The 15,832-nt window shown below is 65.6% G+C and carries 14 protein-coding genes; 7 read left to right on the top strand and 7 right to left on the bottom strand.

What is annotated here, in order from left to right:
- Nucleotides 1-122 precede the first annotated feature (122 nt).
- The gene (locus AC07U1_RS15415; protein ID WP_187141342.1) at nucleotides 123-533 is read left to right on the top strand and encodes a Zn-ribbon domain-containing OB-fold protein; all 411 of its coding nucleotides are present in this window, start codon (nucleotides 123-125) and stop codon (nucleotides 531-533) included.
- Complete coding sequence (locus AC07U1_RS15410) at nucleotides 530-1,693, top strand: thiolase C-terminal domain-containing protein (RefSeq protein ID WP_187141341.1); 1,164 nt, start codon at nucleotides 530-532, stop codon at nucleotides 1,691-1,693. The genes AC07U1_RS15415 and AC07U1_RS15410 overlap by 4 nt, the downstream gene beginning before the upstream one ends.
- A gap of 187 nt (nucleotides 1,694-1,880) precedes the next feature.
- Here the strand turns inward: AC07U1_RS15410 and AC07U1_RS15405 are convergent, their stop codons facing one another.
- From AC07U1_RS15405 to AC07U1_RS15385, 5 genes are read right to left on the bottom strand one after another with little or no spacing between them, the layout of a single operon-like run.
- Entirely contained in the window at nucleotides 1,881-2,666 is a 786-nt protein-coding gene (locus AC07U1_RS15405; protein ID WP_492739847.1) for an SDR family NAD(P)-dependent oxidoreductase, read from the bottom strand.
- Nucleotides 2,663-4,147: an aldehyde dehydrogenase gene (locus tag AC07U1_RS15400; RefSeq protein ID WP_492739846.1), complete on the bottom strand. Its 1,485-nt coding sequence runs from the start codon at nucleotides 4,145-4,147 to the stop codon at nucleotides 2,663-2,665. Before AC07U1_RS15400 ends, AC07U1_RS15405 begins: the two co-directional genes overlap by 4 nt.
- A gap of 22 nt (nucleotides 4,148-4,169) precedes the next feature.
- A complete protein-coding gene (locus AC07U1_RS15395) occupies nucleotides 4,170-4,946 on the bottom strand; it encodes an enoyl-CoA hydratase/isomerase family protein (RefSeq protein WP_492739844.1) in 777 nt (258 codons plus the stop codon).
- Nucleotides 4,947-4,957: 11 nt separating this feature from the next.
- A complete protein-coding gene (locus AC07U1_RS15390) occupies nucleotides 4,958-5,731 on the bottom strand; it encodes an enoyl-CoA hydratase-related protein (protein ID WP_495178421.1) in 774 nt (257 codons plus the stop codon).
- Complete coding sequence (locus AC07U1_RS15385) at nucleotides 5,728-7,332, bottom strand: GMC family oxidoreductase (protein ID WP_495178422.1); 1,605 nt, start codon at nucleotides 7,330-7,332, stop codon at nucleotides 5,728-5,730. Before AC07U1_RS15385 ends, AC07U1_RS15390 begins: the two co-directional genes overlap by 4 nt.
- A gap of 128 nt (nucleotides 7,333-7,460) precedes the next feature.
- Here AC07U1_RS15385 and AC07U1_RS15380 point away from each other — a divergent pair, with 128 nt between their 5' ends.
- Nucleotides 7,461-7,781 (top strand): 2Fe-2S iron-sulfur cluster-binding family protein, encoded by a 321-nt coding sequence (locus AC07U1_RS15380; RefSeq protein ID WP_495178423.1) that lies wholly within the window; start codon nucleotides 7,461-7,463, stop codon nucleotides 7,779-7,781.
- A gap of 44 nt (nucleotides 7,782-7,825) precedes the next feature.
- On the top strand, nucleotides 7,826-8,452 hold the full coding sequence (locus AC07U1_RS15375) for a TetR family transcriptional regulator (RefSeq protein WP_495178424.1): 627 nt from the start codon (nucleotides 7,826-7,828) through the stop codon (nucleotides 8,450-8,452).
- An 11-nt stretch (nucleotides 8,453-8,463) separates the two neighbouring features.
- Here the strand turns inward: AC07U1_RS15375 and AC07U1_RS15370 are convergent, their stop codons facing one another.
- A complete protein-coding gene (locus AC07U1_RS15370) occupies nucleotides 8,464-10,599 on the bottom strand; it encodes a molybdopterin-containing oxidoreductase family protein (RefSeq protein ID WP_495178425.1) in 2,136 nt (711 codons plus the stop codon).
- A gap of 227 nt (nucleotides 10,600-10,826) precedes the next feature.
- Here AC07U1_RS15370 and AC07U1_RS15365 point away from each other — a divergent pair, with 227 nt between their 5' ends.
- From AC07U1_RS15365 to AC07U1_RS15355, 3 genes are read left to right on the top strand one after another with little or no spacing between them, the layout of a single operon-like run.
- Nucleotides 10,827-12,023, top strand: a complete 1,197-nt coding sequence (locus tag AC07U1_RS15365) for a cytochrome P450 (protein WP_495178426.1) — start codon at nucleotides 10,827-10,829, stop codon at nucleotides 12,021-12,023.
- 57 nt (nucleotides 12,024-12,080) lie between these two features.
- Complete coding sequence (locus AC07U1_RS15360) at nucleotides 12,081-13,271, top strand: acyl-CoA dehydrogenase family protein (RefSeq protein ID WP_495178427.1); 1,191 nt, start codon at nucleotides 12,081-12,083, stop codon at nucleotides 13,269-13,271.
- Nucleotides 13,268-14,284 carry an acyl-CoA dehydrogenase family protein gene (locus tag AC07U1_RS15355; RefSeq protein ID WP_495178428.1) on the top strand — a complete coding sequence of 339 codons (1,017 nt, stop codon included), beginning with the start codon at nucleotides 13,268-13,270 and terminating at the stop codon, nucleotides 14,282-14,284. Before AC07U1_RS15360 ends, AC07U1_RS15355 begins: the two co-directional genes overlap by 4 nt.
- A 43-nt stretch (nucleotides 14,285-14,327) precedes the next feature.
- Here the strand turns inward: AC07U1_RS15355 and AC07U1_RS15350 are convergent, their stop codons facing one another.
- The gene (locus AC07U1_RS15350) at nucleotides 14,328-15,752 is read right to left on the bottom strand and encodes an aldehyde dehydrogenase family protein (RefSeq protein ID WP_495178429.1); all 1,425 of its coding nucleotides are present in this window, start codon (nucleotides 15,750-15,752) and stop codon (nucleotides 14,328-14,330) included.
- Between the last annotated feature and the right edge of the window lie 80 nt (nucleotides 15,753-15,832).

Genomic DNA, 15,832 nt, shown 5'->3' with positions numbered 1-15,832 from the left:
CGTCCATGCGAAATCCGCGTCGCGCACTTCCTCATTGCACGTTACCATCAAATCTATATACAGTAGATAAATGAAGCAAGGGCCGCGCAGGCGATGCGGCAGGAAAGGATGGCAAGGGGCGGATGACCTATCATTCGGCAACGGGTCCGGTCGGCGCCGAGGGGCGCTATTGGGACGCGCTTCTCGAAGGGCGGCTTGAACTGCCGCGCTGCACGGGCTGCGGACGCTGGCATTGGCCCGCAGTTTGGCGTTGCGGCAGCTGCGGCAGCTGGGACCATGAATGGACCCAACAGTCGCTCGAAGGCGAGGTCTTCACCTATACCCGCACCCACCACCCGTTCGGCGGGACCGAAGCCTTCGCCAAACCCTTCTCGACCTTGATCGTCACCCTGAATTCGGTGCCGGTCCGCCTCGTCGGCGTATTGGAAGGTGACGAAGCGGGCCTCCGTATCGGCGCCCCTGTCACCGGAACGATCGCGCGCACCGCCTTTGGCGATGCCCAAATCCCCGCGCTGCGCTGGAGCCTTTCATGACCCCCAATTTGTCGGGCCTGACGGCCGCCGCCGGCGTCGGTTATCGCCAGTACAAGCGCGGCACTGCGCCCGCCCCCGAACGCGGCGTGCTGGTCCGCGCGATCGTCGACGCCTGCGAGGACGCGGGTTTCGACCCGGCGGATGTCGACGGCTTTGTCTCCTATGGCGACGACAAGAACGAGCCGGTGCGGCTGATGCCCGACCTCGGCACCAAGGCGATCAACTGGTCAGCACAGGTGTGGGGCGGCGGCGGCGGCGGCATCGCCGGAGCTTTTGGTATCGCGGCGTCGGCGATCCTGACCGGACAGGCGCGCGCCGTCGTAGTGTTTCGCGCGCTGGTCGAAGGGAATAGCGGGCGGCTGTCGGCGGCGGTCATGGCGCATCATCTCAACGACCATATGGTGTCGTCGGGCATTCTAGCCCCCGCGCAGGTCTGCGCGATGCGCGCGCAGCGGATGTTCGAATATCATGGCGTGCCCTATGAGCTGTGCGAAGAACTCGTCCGCGCCTCCTATTATCACGGCAGTCGCAACCCCGACGCGGTCGCCTATGGCAAGGATTTCGACCATACGGAATATAGCGGTTCGCGGATCATCGCCGAACCGTTCCACCTGTTCGATTGCAGCCGTGAGAATGACGGCGCGGGCGCGATCTTGCTCGTCTCGACCGAGATGGCGCGCGACCTGAAGAAGAAACCGGTGAAATTGCTGTCGGTCGCGCAGGGGACCGAGGCGGGTTATGGCGACCTGCTCGAGAATGACGCGACCGAACTTTATCCGACCGCCGGCTTCCGCGCGATCCGCGACCGGCTCTACGGCACCGCGGGACTGACCCCGGCCGATATCGATGTCGTCCAGCTGTACGAGAATTTCAGCGCGCAGGGGATCGCGTCGCTGATCGACCATGGCTTTTGCACATACGAAAATGTGGCAGAGGTTGTGCGCTTCGAAAATCTGATCGCGCCGAGCGGGAAGCTGCCGGTCAACACATCGGGCGGCAATCTGGCGCATGGCTTCGTCCATGGTTTCGTCACGGCGGTCGAGGCGGTGCGCTGCCTGCGCGGCGAAAGCCCGAACCCGGTACCGAACGCGCGCACCTGCCTGCTCGCCGGCGGTCCCGGCGCACCGACGATCAGTTCGGCGATCTTTGGGGTCGATTAAGAGTTTTTGCGTCGAACGGCCGGTTTCGGGTGGGCGTGGTCGCTCTGTATCTTATTACTTTGTCATTCCCGCGAAAGCGGGAACGCAGGGAAAGCTCAGCCTACGCACGCTCTGGGTCCCCGCTTTCGCGGGGATGACAAAAAGAGGAAGCGACCGCTTCCCACACCAAAGCCAGCGCAGGCACCTGTCAACTGACGGTCGAAATACCGCCGCTCACCGGCAGCAGCACGCCGGTCACCCAGGCGCCGGCGCGCGACGAAAGGTAGATCACCGCGCCCGCGATATCGTCCATTTCCCCTGCCCGCGCGCCCAGTGGCGAGACGAAGGCCTTGGGCACCTCGTCGTCCGCACCCATGCCAAGAAATTGCTCGGTGAGCCGCGAGGGGAAGAGGCCCGGCGCGATCGCATTGCAGCTGATGTTGCGCTTGGCGAGGTGGCGGCCGAGGTGACGCGACATCATCGCAACGCCGGACTTGCTCGACGCATAGGCGAAATTTTCGAGATGCCCGGGGTTCAGCGCGGCGATCGACGCAATGTTGATCACCCGCGCCGGATCCCCCGGCGCTGCACCGCTTTCGAGTTGCGGCAGCAATTTGCGCGTCAGCAGGAAAGGCGCGGTCAGGTTGAGGTTCAGCACCGCATCGAAATCCTCGCGCCCATCGGCGTCGAGCGGCGTGGTGCGGTCGGTGCCGGCATTGTTGACGAGAATATGGAGCGGCCGCTCGCCAAGTGCTTCGGCGGCCCGTGCGATGCCGTCGTCGGTTGCGATATCCGCCGCGACGCCCTGCGCATTGCCGCCAAGTTCGGCGACGATGGCATCGACGTCGGCGGCGCCGCGCGCGACGACCCACACCTCGACCCCCGCCTGCGCCAATCCGCGCGCGATCATTCGGCCGATGCCCGATGTCGCGCCGGTCACGAGCGCGCGCTTGCCCGCGACGTCGAACAGGCCGGCGGTGTAGGCTGCGCTCATGCCAGCGTGCCGGGCGCTTGCGGCAGGAAGATCGTCTTGACCTCGGTAAAGGGCTCGATGCCCTCCGGCCCGCCCTCGCGACCGACGCCCGATTTCTTGAAGCCGCCGAAGGGATTGGTCAGGTCGAAATCGCGGCCGTTCTGAGTGAAATGCCCCGTACGGATGCCCCGCGCCACCGCATAGGCGCGGTCGGTGTCATGCGTATAGACGCCGCCCGACAGGCCGAACGGACTGTCGTTGGCGATCGCGATCGCTTCCTCGACGCTGTCATAGGGAATGACCGCGGTAACCGGGCCAAAGATTTCCTCCTGCGCGATCGCCATGTCGTTGGTCGCGTCGGCAAACACGGTGGGTTCGACATAATAGCCGCTGTTCAGCGCCGGCGGACGGCGACCACCGGTCGCGATGCGCGCGCCCTCTGCGACGCCCTTGTCGAAATAGCTGCACACTTTGGCATGGTGCCGCGCCATTGCGAGCGGCCCCATCATCGTCGCGGGATCGAGCGGATCGCCGATGCTGGTCGCCGCCATCGCCGCTGCGAGGCTTTCGACATAGGCATCCTTGCGCGCACGCGGGACAAGGACGCGGCTGAAATTGATGCACACCTGGCCGCAGAGCAGGGTGATCATCGGCGCAAGCGCGGGTCCCATCGCCTCGGGCTCGAAGTCGTCGAGCACGATTGCCGCCGACTTGCCGCCGAGTTCCATCGTAAAGCGCGCCATGCGCGACGCACAAACCTGTGCGATATGCAGCCCGACCTCGGTCGAGCCGGTGAAGGCGACCTTGTCGACACCCGGATGGCGGACGAGCAGGTCCGACGCCTCGCGGTCGGCGGGCAACAGGTTGATCACGCCATCGGGGAAACCCGCCTCCTCGGCAGCTTCGGCTAGCATGAACGCCTCGAGCGGGGTTTCGGGCGCGGGCTTCAGGATCACCGTGCAGCCCGTCGCGAGCGCTGGCGCCAGCTTGATCAGCAGCGAGGCGAGCGGACCGTTCCACGGCGCGATTGCCGCGACGACGCCGACGGGTTCGCGCACCACCACCGCGACCTTCGACATCATGCCATTCGACGGGCGGACATCCTCGAACGGATAAGTCTCGGCGAGTCCGGCATAATAGTCGAGCAGCCCCGCTGTGCCCGCGCCCGACCCCTGCGCCATCCAGATCGGCACCCCGACTTGCGATATCCAGGCACTGTCGAGCGCGGCGCCGCGGCGTTGCAGTGCCTGTGACAGCGCGCGCATATAGCTCGCGCGTTCGGCGGCGGACATCCGCGGCCAGGGGCCCTCGTCGAACGCCTTGCGCGCCGCCGCGACCGCACGCTCGACCTCGGGCACGCCCGCCGCGACGACTTCGCCGAACACTTCCTCGGTCGCGGGATTGGTGACCGTGAAGCGGCCGCTGCCCTCGACGGGAATCCAGCGCCCACCGATAAAGAGCCGGTCGGGATGCGCCACCTGCGCGTTCGCTTGGCCAATCATCGTCTTCTCCTGATATTGCTGTTCAGCGTTTGTGGTCGTCGTGGTCCGACAGGAATTTCCCGAAGGTTTCGCCGCCGGCCGGAGCATCGGTCATGCTCGCGATCATCCAGTCATATTCAGCCTGCCAACCTTCGATTGGCGTGCGCGTCAGGCTGCCGTCGACGAGCGTCTTGATGCCGCCGATGCCCTGCGGCGGATGCGCAGCGATGGCGGACGCCAACGCGATCGCACGCGCGTCGAGATCGGACGCATCAACGACCGCATTGACCAGCCCGATGCGTTCGGCCTCCTCAGCTTCGACCACCTGCCCGGTCATCAGGATCGCCTTGGCGCGCGGCGCGCCGACCGCGCGCGGCAGCGACCAGGTCGCATTGGCGCAGCCATAGCCGACCGCGGTCACCTTGAAGCGAAAGCCGGGCGTCGCGATGCGCATGTCGCAGGCGAGCGCGAGCAGCGCGCCCGCGCCGAAGCAGATGCCGTCGATCGCGGCGATGATCGGCAGCGGATGCGCGGCGACGCGCCCGAACACCGGATCGCGCGCCTCGAAGGCGCGGCGCATCGTGGCGGCATCGAAGCCCGCCATCTCGTGGATATCGAACCCTGCGCTGAACGCCCTGCCCCCGCGCGCACTGATGACGATGGCGCGGATGTCGGGGTCGGTTGCGGCATGGTCGAGCTGCTCGGCAAAGGCGGTGAAGGTCGGCGTGTCATAGGCATTATGCACATCGGGACGGTTGAAGATCAGGTGCAGCACCCCGGGCGCGGGGGTCGCGACGATCAGCGTCGGGTCGGTGGTCATGGTCGGGGTCCTCAGCTCGTTTGCGGCATATGCGCCGCCTGGTCGGGGTCGAAAGCGGTCACCATTTCATAGCCCAGCGATGCCTCGAAGATCGGCATCGCGCCGCGCAGCCAATGGTTGAGCGCCCGCTTGCTGAGCTCGACCGCAAGCGGCGACCGCTCGGCCAGCGTCGCGGCGTAGCGCAGCGCGAGCGGCAACACCTCCGCGGGCGCCACCGCGTCGGAGACGAGCCCGATCCGCTCGGCCTCGCGGCCGTTCAGCTTGTCGCCGGTGAGCAGGTAGCGCTTGGCCTTTGCCATCGAACAGAGCAGCGGCCAGACCATCGCGGCATGATCGCCCGCGGCGAGGCCGATACGCAGATGCCCGTCGGACAGGTTCGCCTCTTCATTGACCACCGAGATATCGGCGAGCAGCCCGAGTGCGAGGCCGATCCCCGCTGCGGGACCGTTGATCGCGGAGACGAGCGGCTTTCGCATCTCGATCAGTCCGGTCAAGATCTGCGCGGTCTCACGCATCATCCTGATCTTGTTGGCATAATCATTGCCGTCGCCCGAGATATCGGCCCAGTCGCCGCCGACGCAAAAGGCCCGCCCTGCCCCCGTCACCACCGCCGCGCGCGCCTCCGGATCGGCGTCGATCGCGGCAGGCAGGCGCACAAGCTCGCTGTGCAGCACATCATTGGTCGCATTCATCCGCTCGGGGCGGTTGAGCGTCAACAGGACGATGCCCGGCGCCGGCCGCGCGACCGTGATATGCTGGAAATCATAGGCGGCGGTACTGCTCATGCGTCGGTGCGGATCATCTCGGCGGCTTTTTCGCCGATCATGATCGTCGCGGCATTGGTGTTGCCGCTGGTGATCTGCGGCATGATCGAGGCGTCGGCGACGCGCAGCCGCCCGACACCGCGCACGCGGCATTGGGGGTCGACCACCGATGCGTCGTCCGACCCCATGCGGCAGCTGCCGACGGGGTGGTAGGTGATCATCGTTTTGGCGCGGACATAGGCCTCCCAGCCCGCATCGTCGGTGGGCACCGGGGCGGGCGAGCGGTCGCCGAGCGTGATCGCATTCAATGCGGGCATCGCGAACAGGCGGTCGACCAGCTTCATCGCGCCGATCAGCGTGTCGACGTCGGCGCGGTCGCCGAGCAATTGATGATTGATCACGGGCTCGAGCGCATCGCCCAGTTCGACACGCCCGCGCGACTTGGGCCGCGTGAGCGACACGTTGATGCTGATGCACGGCTCCTTCGGCATCACCGCCTCAGCCGACGACACCGTCTCGGGCTCGACATTGTAAGCGAGCGGCATGAAGTGGAGCTGGACGTCGGGTTCGTCGAGCCCGTCGCGGGTGCGCGCGAGACCCATTGCCTGCACCGCGGGCGCACCCATCGGCCCGGTCTTGTTCCAGAAAAATTTGGTCAGGTGCCGGATCATGTCGAACGGCCCGACCTGGCTGTTGAGCGTTGGTACGCTGACGAACTTGTTCTGGGTGATGCCGGGATGTTCCTGGAGGTTATGGCCGACCTCGGGCCGGTCGGCCTGCACCGCGATGCCGCGCGATTGCAGATACTCGCCCGCGCCGACCCCCGAGCGCAGCAGCAGCGCGGGCGACCCCATCGCACCCGACGAGACGATCACCTCGCGACGCGCGCGCAGAACCTTCGCATCGCCACCCTGGCGATAGCGGATGCCGACCGCCTCGCCATTCTCGATCAGGATCGTTTCGACATGCGCGTTGGTGACCGTCATCAGATTGGGACGTTTGCGCGCGTCACGCAGATAGGCTTTCTCGGTACTGCACCGCCAGCCGTCGCGCTGCGTCGCCTGCGTGAGGTATGCGCCCTCCATCTGCCCGCCGTTATAATCGTCGAGCCGCGCCAGCCCATATTGCTCGCACGCGCGCAGGAACAGGTCGCACAAAGGATGCGGGTCGCGCATCGGCGACACCGACAGCGGCCCCTGCGACCCATGACTCTGGTTCGGCGCACCGCTCCAACTCTCACTGCGCAGGAAATAGGGAAAGACGCCGTCGAAATTCCAGCCCGTCGCGCCGAGCCGTTCCCATGCGTCGAAGTCGGCGCGGGTGCCGCGGATATAGACCTGCCCGTTGATCGCACTGCCGCCGCCGAGCATGCGCCCGCCCGACCAGATGAAGCGCCGCCCGTTGATCGACGGGTCGGGCAGCTGCCAATATTTCCAGTCGTAGCGGTCGTCGACGAGCATCTTGGCGAAACCGACCGGCATCTGGACCATCAGTCCGGTCGATTCGCCGCCGGCCTCGACCAGAGCGACGCGGACGCCGGGATTCTCGCTCAGCCGCGCCGCCAGCACGCAGCCCGCGCTGCCCCCGCCCACGACGATATAGTCCGCTTCCTCGCCTGACATGCACTCTCCATCAATCGACTAATTAATTTTAAGCTTCATATGCGCCTTCGTTGACACCGTCACCATGAAATATTAATTGATCAATTGAAAGTGGGTTGAACCACGGTGGCCGGGACAGGGAAAACCATATGCCAAGCGTGAATTTCCAGAATGCCGACGGCACCGTCGAGACGGTCGAGATCGAAGTCGGGGACTCGGTCATGCGCGGCGCACGCGACAATATGGTCGAGGGGATCGAGGCCGATTGCGGCGGCGTCTGCGCCTGTGCGACCTGCCACATCTATGTCGCCCCCGAATGGCTGGCGCGCGTCGGAGCCGCCGGCGCCGACGAAAGCGAGATGCTCGATTGCGTCAACGACCCGCGACCGAACAGCCGCCTGTCCTGCCAAATCGCGATGACCGACGACCTAGAGGGCTTGACAGTCTTCCTTCCCGAGTCCCAACGATAGGCGGGGCGAACATAGCGGACATGGGCATGGACAAAGAGAGCGGCTTGACGATCAAGGCAGCGCGGCGCGAGGAACGGTCGGCATCGGCCGAAGCGCTTTTGAACGCGACCGCGCAACTGCTGTCCGAGGCGAGCAACATCGACGTCTCGCTCAACGAGATTTCGCAGCGCGCATCGGTGAACAGCGCGATGATCAAATATTATTTCGGCAACAAGGAAGGACTGTTGCTCGCGGTGCTTGAACGCGATGCCGAAACCGCGATGACCGCGCTCAAGGCGCTGAGCGAGATGGATATCCCGGCCCAGAAGAAGCTGAAGATCCATATCAACGGCATCATCAACGCTTATTTTCGCTCGCCCTATATCAACCGCCTGATCCATTACATGGTCGAGTCCGGCAGTCCCGGAGCGAGCAAGCGCGTCGCGCAGATCTTCATCGAACCGATGATCGAGGTCTATCGCGACATCGTCGCGCAGGGGGTGCGCGAAGGCGCCCTCAGGGACGTCGATCCCGGCCTGCTCTATTATTGCCTCGTCGGCGCCGCCGACCATATTTTCCACGCGGGCTATTCGGTCCCTTCGACGCTCGGCGTCGCGCGGCTCGACGACGGCATCAAGCAGAAATATGCTGAGATGGTCTGCGACATCTATCTGCGCGGTCTCGCGCCCTGAGCGCGCCGCGCTCACGCCGGCTGTAGCGCGGTCAGCTCGACCGCGATCCCGTCCATCAGCGTCGTCCCCGACACCGCCTCGACCACATCGGGGCCGTGGCCGAGCAGGATATTGACGTTCGCGCCCCCGGCCCGGTTCGCGCGCTGCCAGCCGCCGGTGCCATGCCCGAAGCAATGCGGATAAGATACCGTGCCGCGCAAATGGTCGGCGCTGACCTCGACCTCGACCTCGATCGCACCGAAGCGGTTCGACAAGGTCGCGCGATCACCATCCACCAACCCACGCTCGGCGGCATCGGCGGGGTGAATATGCAGCGTGGGCTTTTGCGAGCGGATCAGCCGGTCGACATTGTGCAGCCAGCCATTGTGCGAACGCATGTCGCGCCGCGAAAGCAGTTTCAGCCCCTCGATCGGTGCCGTCGCGAACAGCCGATCGAGCTCGGCGGCAACCATATCGTCCCACAGATGAATTTTCCCGTCGGCGTGCGCGATCTTGTCCTGATTGCCCCAGGGGATCGGAATGTCGAGCATCACGCCGTGCGGATGGTCGCGCAGCTTGTCGATCGACCAGTCGCCATGCAGGCCCGCCGGCCCCTGCCGGATAGCACCGTCGAGCACTTCGAGCGGGCGGAGCTGCCCGCCCGCTGCCTGCGCCGCGACCTCACCGGGCGAGGCGGCAGGCATCCGCAGCCCCATCCGCGCCAATATCTCGCAGAAGGTATCGAACTCGCTCCGCGCTTCGCCGACCGGAGCGATCACCGGTTCGGCATATTGCAGGAACGGCTGCACCATGCTCATGAACGGCACCATCGGCAGGTCGGCGCGCTCGTAGAAGGTCAGGCCCGGCAGCACATAATCGGCGTAGGAGCCGGCCTCGTTGATATAGAGGTCGAACGACACCGACAGCTCGAGCTGTTCGAGCCCGCGCCGCAGCCGCTCGCCCCCCGGCGCCGCGAGCAGCACATTGCCGCCGAGCGAGAGCAAGGCGCGGACCTTGCCGGGGCCGGGCTCCAGAATGTCGTCGGGCATCACCGCCGAGGGCAGGAATTGCGTGACGCTCGGGAAATTGCCGACGCGGCTGCGCACCTCGTCATAACCGCCCGTCGTCGCGCGGTCGCTGCCCGCCAGCACCGGGGTCGCGAAGGTGCTGCCGCCCTCGTGCCCAAATGTTCCGCCGACCATGTTGAGCGCCGAGAGCAGGAAGTTCGCGAGCGTCGCATGTGGCCCGCGGCAGATGCCGACGCGGCCGTAGCAGACCGATTTCGGGCTGGCGGTGAGGCGGCGCGCGAGACCCTTGATCGTCTCGACCGCGATCCCCGTGCGCCGGGCGACATCGTCATAATCGATGCCCGCGAGCGCCACCCGCAATTCAGGCCACCCGGCGCAGCGCTCCGCCAGAAACGCCTCGTCGGCCAGCCCTTCGTCGGCGAGCGTCTTGAGCATCGCCAGCATCAGCCAGCAATCCGAATTGGGCTCGATCGCGACATGTTCGTAGCGCGCCGCGGTTTCGCTGCGCCGCGGATCGACGACCACCACGCCCCCGCGCGCCGCGACCGCGTCGAACTGCTGCCGGACGCGCGGGGTGAAGATCAGCGAGCCGTGCGAGATCAGCGGGTTGGCGCCGAAGATGAGCATGAAATCGGCATTGTTGACGTCGGGCACGTCGATCGTCAGCGGGCTGCCATAGAGGATCCAGTTGGCGGTGAAGCGGGCATTGGTGTCCTGCGACCCGGCGCCATAGATTTTGGTGGTGCCCAGCGCTTTCAGGAACATGCGGAACCCTGTCATGCCATCGGTCGCGTAGGCGGGCGGATTGCCCTGATAGCTCGCCACCGCGTCGGGCCCATGTTCGGCGACGATCGCCGACAGCCGCGCCGCGATATCGCCCAGCGCTTCGTCCCAGCTTACCGGCTCGAACCGCCCCGGCGCGACGCGCTTCATCGGCCGCGTCACCCGGTCGGGGTCGTGCGTCACGCCATGATAGGCGATGCCCTTGACGCAGGCTTGCCCCTGCGACGACGGATTGTCGGGGTCGGGCCGCGCGCGCACGACTTTGCCATCCTCGACCGTCGCCACCAGCCCGCACACTGCCGTGCAGATGCGGCAGAAGGTCACATGGTCGCCGTCCTCGCCCGTCGCTGGTCGCATGATTCGCTCCGGTTAGTTGATCGGTTAGAACCTTTCACTCTTTTTGCCGACTGTCCAGATTCTTCAAAATGTAAAGTCGATCCATATCGCCTGAAATCCCCATAAAGCGCCATTTCCTGTGCGGCAGGCATCGCAAATAATTAACCGATTGGTTGACATGACTTGCCATTTGATCGAAATTGCCTCGCGAAAAAGGCCGAAGGCGGCACAGGCGAGAGGATCGATCGATGGCAGACGTCAAAGACTATGCGGTGGAAGAGTTCAGCCAGCACGACCGCGCGCTGATGCAGCGCCCCTACGACTTCTACGACAAGGTGCGCTCGGGCGGTTGTCCGGTCGCCCGGTCGGAACAGCTCGGCGGTTTCTGGTACACCACCAACTATGCCGCGACGCGCCGCGTCTACGACGATTTCCGGACCTTCAGCTCGGCCGACGGCACCGCGCTGCCCAAGCAGCCGCTGGCGCTCTATCCGATCGACCTCGATCCGCCGCAGCAAACCCGGATGCGCAAGCTGCTCAACCCGATCTTCCTGCCCGATGCGATCCAGAAATATCGTCCGCGTTTCGAGGCGATCATCACCGAGTTGCTCGACGCGATCGCGCCGACCGGCGAGGCCGAATTGCAGGAACAGCTCGTCCGCCCGACGCTCGCGACGGTGATCATGCCCTTCCTCGGCGTACCGCGCGATGATTGGGACACGCTGTCGTTCAAAATCGATTTCCTGACCCGGATGCGCGTCGAGGATCCCGAAACCTGTGGCCAATATGGTCTCGAACTCAGCCAGTATCTCTACGAATTCGCTGCACGGCGGCGCCAGTCGCCGCCCGAGGACGATCTGATGCAAACGCTGATCGACGCCCGGATCGGCGACGAAGCGCTGACCGACGACGAAATCGTCGGTATCGCGACTTTGGTGCTGTTCGGCGGGCTCGACACGACCAGCGCGGTCGCGGGCATGTCGCTCTGGTATCTGATCGAACATCCCGAAGAGCGCGCGCGCCTACTGAACAACGAGATCGACTTCCCGACCGCGCTGCAGGAATTCGTGCGCTATGCCTCGCCGATCCAGGGCCTGCGGCGCACCGTCACGCGCGACACCGAGCTCGAGGGGTGCCCGCTCAAGGCCGGCGACTATGTGATGGCGATGAACGGAGCGGCGAACCATGATCCGGAGCATTTCGCCGACCCCAATGAGGTCCGTTTCGACCGCGAAGTGCGCACCGAGCACGACCATCTCGGCTTTGGCGGCGGCGCGCATATCTGCATCGGCCAGCATTTCGCCAAGGTATTGCTCGAAATGATGATCCGCTCGATCTTCGATCGCCTGCCCGACCTGCAGATCCGGTCGGATTTCCAGCCAGACTTCGCAGTCGGGGAATCGCGGGTGCTCAAGACCTTGCCGGTCACCTTCCGCGCATCCTGACCATGTTCTAGGGTGGGTCCGCGACCCGCGCTCCCACCCTGTCGACAGGATCATCATGTGCTGAAGCTCACCCCCGAAGAAGCGGCCTTTCAGGACGACGTGCGCGCGTTTTTCGCGCACGACTATCCCGCGCATGTCATCGCGAAGAATGAGGCGGGCCAGCGGCTCACGAAACAGGACCATATCGACGCGCAGCGCGCGCTGAACGCGCGTGGCTGGCTTGGGGTGGGCTGGCCGCTCGACGTGGGCGGCACCGGCTGGACACCGATCGAACGCTATATCTTCGATCAGCAACTCGAATATGCGCACGCCGCGGGGATCATCCCGATGGCGGTCATCTATATCGGCCCGATCATCGCGGCCTTCGGGTCGGAGCAGCAAAAGGCCGAATGGCTGCCCGCGATCCTCGAATCGCGCTGTTTCTGGGCGCAAGGCTATTCAGAGCCCGAGGCGGGGTCGGACCTCGCATCGCTGCGCTTTTCGGCGGTGCGCGACGGCGACGATTATATATTGAACGGGACGAAGATCTGGACCTCGGGCGCGCTATGGGCCGACTGGATCTTCTGCCTCGCGCGGACCAGCCGCGAGGAGCGCAAGCAGCAGGGCATTTCGCTGATCTGCGCCCCGCTCGACCTGCCGGGCATCCGGGTCCACCCGATCCGCCTGATCGACGGGTCGGACGAACTCGCCCGCATCGAATTCGACAATGTCCGCGTACCCGTTACCAACCGCATCGGCGACGAGGGGCAGGCTTGGCACTATGCCAATGTCCTGCTCAAGACCGAGCGCCTGTCCTACGCGCATATCGGGTCGAAGAAGCGCGACCTCGCGAAGCTGCTGGAGCAAGCCGCCAAACTGCCGGCGAGCGGCGGCGGCACGATGGACCGCGACCCGGCCTTCCGCCTGGCCCATGCCCGCGTCGAGGCGCGGCTCGCGGCGATCGAGGCGTCGATCCTGCGCGCGCTGCGCGGCGAGGTGTCGATGGCGACCGCGGCGGCGCTCAAGATCGCCTGTACCGAATGTGCGCAGGCGATCAACGAATTGAGTATAGATCTCGCAGCGCGTCACCGCCTGCCGATGCTCGATCGCGACCGCGCCGACTGGGCGGCGGCAGCACCCGCAGTTGGCCCCTTCGGCCCGGCTGCGGTGCAATCCTATCTCTTCGAACGCGCGCAGACGATCTATGGTGGATCGACCGAGGTGCAGAAGAATATCATCTGGCGTTCGCTGGCGGGAATGGTGCGATGAGCGCCGCTCTGTCCGAAGCCGAACAGGCGATGCTTTGCAACGCCGTGCGTGCCTTTCTGGTGAAGGAGGGCGCGCCGCGATGGCCCGATTTCGCCGACCGCCTCGGCATCGGCGCGGCGCTGGTCGATGCGCAGCAAGGCTCCATCATCGCCGAGGAAATCGGACGTGCGCGGGCGCATTTGCCCTTCGCCGAGGTGGCGACGGCGGCGTGGCTGCTGGATCATTGCGGCGCCACTGCCCTGCCCGCGTACAAGGTGGCTACGCTCGCTTGGGCCGAGCCGGGCCTCCGCTATGATTTCGCAGGCATCGAAACGCGCGCGCGGCGCGACGGCGACGGCTGGCGTCTCGACGGAACCAAGGCGGTGGTCGGCTGGGCCCCTGAGGCCGATATCATGCTTGTCGCCGCGCGCACCGGCGACGAGGGAGTGTCGCTGTTCCAAGTCGATTCCGCCAGGACCGAAGGCCTCCGGCTGTCGCCCTATCGGACGATCGACGGCCACCCCGCCGCCGACCTGATCTTCGAGAACCACAGCCTTGCGACTGACGCGCTGATCGGCCCCGAAGGCGCGGCCACCGACCTGCTCGAAGAGGCCCGCGACCGCGCGCTCGCGCTGCTCGCGGCCGAGGCGGTCGGGCTGCTCGACAGCCTGCTCGAACAGACGGTCGCCTACACCGGCCAGCGCCGCCAGTTCGGCCAGCCGATCGCGGGTTTCCAGGCGCTCCAGCACCGCATGGTCGACATGTATCTCGAATGCGAACTCGCGCGCTCGTCGGCGTGGCTCGCGGTGGAGGCGCTCGACAAAAGCGCGGCAGCACGCGCCCGCGCCGTGTCGAGTGCGATGGTCAATGTCGCGCGCGCGTGCCGCTTCGTCGGGCAACAGGCGATCCAGCTGCACGGCGGCATGGGCATGACCGACGAGCTGGCGATCGGCCATTATGTGAAGCGCGCGATGGCGATCGAGGTCCTATGGGCCGACGCCGACTGGCACCTCGCGCGGATCGCCGGGCTTTAGGATCGGCGGGCGCTTGATCGAGCAGCGCGCCCGCCGATGGCCGTCAGGCCGGTTTCTTCGGCACGAAGATCACCTTGGGAAAGGTGTATTCGCGCAGGCCCTCGGCGCCGTTCTCGACCCCGAAGCCCGACTGTTTCGCACCGGCGAAAGGAATATGCGGCCCGTTCTGGAAATTGTCGTTGATCCAGACGGTCCCCGTCTCCATCCGGTCGGCGACCGCGACCGCCGCATCGATGTCCTTCGACCACACCGCCCCCGCCAGCCCATAGTCGCAATTATTCGCGCGCGCGACGACATCGTCGATGTCGGAGAAGCGCAGCAGCGGCAGGATCGGGCCGAAGGCCTCCTCGGTCACCACCGCCGCATCCTCGGGCGGGTTGTCGACGAGGGTGATCGGGATGAAATAGCCGTCGCCCTCGGGCACATCGGCCCCCTGGAGCAGGGCCAGCCCCTCGGCGCGCGCGCCTTCGATCAGGCCCCGAACGCGGTCGTACTGCGCGCGGTTCTGGACCGGGCCGTACTGCACGCCCTGCTGCGCCCCGTCGCCGATGACGGCCTCTTTCGCGAGACGATGAAAGGCGCCCAGCATCTCGTCATAGATATCGTCGTGAATATACAGGCGCTTGGTCGCAATGCAGACTTGCGCGCTGTTGTAGAAGGAGCCGAAGAACAGCTTCGGCGCGACCTCCGCCACATCGACGTCGGACAGGACTATCGCCGCATCATTGCCACCGAGTTCGAGCGTGATGCGCTTGAGGTCGCGCGACGCCGCCTCCATCACGCGTTTGCCCGTCGCGGTCGAGCCAGTGAAGCTGATCTTCGCAAAGCCCGGATGCGCGGTCATCAACGGACCGAGCGTATCGTCGCCCGAAATGACGTTATAGACCCCGGCCGGCAGGATATCGCGCCACAGTTCGGCGAGCTTCAGCGAACAGAGCGGGGTGTAGGGCGACGGCTTCAGGACCATCGTGTTGCCCGCCAGCAACGCAGGGGCGATCTTCCACATCGCGAGCAGGAAGGGGAAGTTCCACGGCACGATCGCGGCGACGACGCCCAGCGGTTCGTGCTTGACGATCACCTGGCGCGTGTCGCTGTCCTCGACGATTTCGTTGGGCAGGTCTTGCCGCGCGACCGACTTCAGCCACCAGGCGCCCATCTGCACCTCGCCCTTGGCGAGTGCGGTCGGGCGGCCCTGTTCGGCGACGAAGAGCGCGGTGAACTGGTCGAGTTGCGGCTCGATCGCCTTCGCCGCCTTGACCAGCAGGTCGCGGCGCCCTTCCCAGCCGAGCGCCTTCCACGCCGGCAGCGCGCGCGTCGCCGCGGCGACCGCCAGGTCGAGCTCGGCCTGCCCCGCAGACGGCGCCGACGCAAAGGCCTTTCCGGTCGCGGGATTGAACACGTCGACGCGGGTCGCGGTATCGACCGCCGCGCCGTCGATGGTCAGCGTGTAGTCGTTCGTAAAGTCCATTTTCACCCTCGCCCAATGATGCAGAAACTGTCTCTTGCGGGCGGGTTTGCACCAATTTTAGCGATAATCAAATTATAATA

The organism is Sphingopyxis sp. GW821-FHT02C12, from assembly GCF_059421785.1.
Note: the sequence above shows the minus strand (reverse complement) of the source record. Positions and strands in the feature narration are given on the sequence as shown.

Excerpts from the sequence above, each read along its gene's own strand:
- AC07U1_RS15370 (WP_495178425.1), bottom strand. The coding sequence starts at position 10,599 with ATGCGACCAGCGACGGGCGAGGACGGCGACCATGTGACCTTCTGCCGC.
- AC07U1_RS15390 (WP_495178421.1), bottom strand. The coding sequence starts at position 5,731 with ATGAGCAGTACCGCCGCCTATGATTTCCAGCATATCACGGTCGCGCGG.
- AC07U1_RS15400 (WP_492739846.1), bottom strand. The coding sequence starts at position 4,147 with ATGATTGGCCAAGCGAACGCGCAGGTGGCGCATCCCGACCGGCTCTTT.
- AC07U1_RS15410 (WP_187141341.1), top strand. The coding sequence starts at position 530 with ATGACCCCCAATTTGTCGGGCCTGACGGCCGCCGCCGGCGTCGGTTAT.
- AC07U1_RS15385 (WP_495178422.1), bottom strand. The coding sequence starts at position 7,332 with ATGTCAGGCGAGGAAGCGGACTATATCGTCGTGGGCGGGGGCAGCGCG.
- AC07U1_RS15350 (WP_495178429.1), bottom strand. The coding sequence starts at position 15,752 with ATGGACTTTACGAACGACTACACGCTGACCATCGACGGCGCGGCGGTC.
- AC07U1_RS15355 (WP_495178428.1), top strand. The coding sequence starts at position 13,268 with ATGAGCGCCGCTCTGTCCGAAGCCGAACAGGCGATGCTTTGCAACGCC.
- AC07U1_RS15380 (WP_495178423.1), top strand. The coding sequence starts at position 7,461 with ATGCCAAGCGTGAATTTCCAGAATGCCGACGGCACCGTCGAGACGGTC.
- AC07U1_RS15365 (WP_495178426.1), top strand. The coding sequence starts at position 10,827 with ATGGCAGACGTCAAAGACTATGCGGTGGAAGAGTTCAGCCAGCACGAC.
- AC07U1_RS15405 (WP_492739847.1), bottom strand. The coding sequence starts at position 2,666 with ATGAGCGCAGCCTACACCGCCGGCCTGTTCGACGTCGCGGGCAAGCGC.
- AC07U1_RS15395 (WP_492739844.1), bottom strand. The coding sequence starts at position 4,946 with ATGACCACCGACCCGACGCTGATCGTCGCGACCCCCGCGCCCGGGGTG.
- AC07U1_RS15415 (WP_187141342.1), top strand. The coding sequence starts at position 123 with ATGACCTATCATTCGGCAACGGGTCCGGTCGGCGCCGAGGGGCGCTAT.